Source organism: Cellulomonas sp. GbtcB1 (assembly GCF_019091725.1).
In the GTDB taxonomy this organism is placed as follows: domain Bacteria; phylum Actinomycetota; class Actinomycetes; order Actinomycetales; family Cellulomonadaceae; genus Cellulomonas.
The window spans coordinates 1-293 of sequence record NZ_JAGXJG010000197.1 but is presented as its reverse complement, the minus strand read 5'-3'; the positions used below and the strand labels follow the sequence as shown (position 1 = coordinate 293).

The following is a 293-nucleotide window of genomic DNA, read 5'->3' as shown; positions in this document are numbered from 1 at the left end:
GCCACGCCGGCCGGCGGGACGGTCGCGCTGGGCGACGTCGCGGCGGTCGCGGAGGGCACCGAGGAGCCGACGTCGTACTCGCGGCTGGTCGGCAGCCCTGCGCTCGGCATCGCGATCACGAAGACGCCGGACGGCAACACGGTCGAGGTGTCGCACGGCGTGACCGAGGCGCTGGACGACCTGTCCGGCGTGCTCGGCGAGGGCCAGGTCGCCGTCGTGCACGACCAGGCGCCGTTCATCGAGGAGTCGATCCACGGCCTCGCGACGGAGGGCGGCCTCGGCCTGCTGTTCGC

General features: G+C 74.7%; 1 protein-coding gene. It reads left to right on the top strand.

Features of this window, described 5'->3' with window-relative positions; all coding sequences use genetic code 11:
* Positions 1-293: efflux RND transporter permease subunit (locus KVT14_RS20265; RefSeq protein WP_217617290.1), on the top strand; the 293-nt coding region annotated here is incomplete at both ends.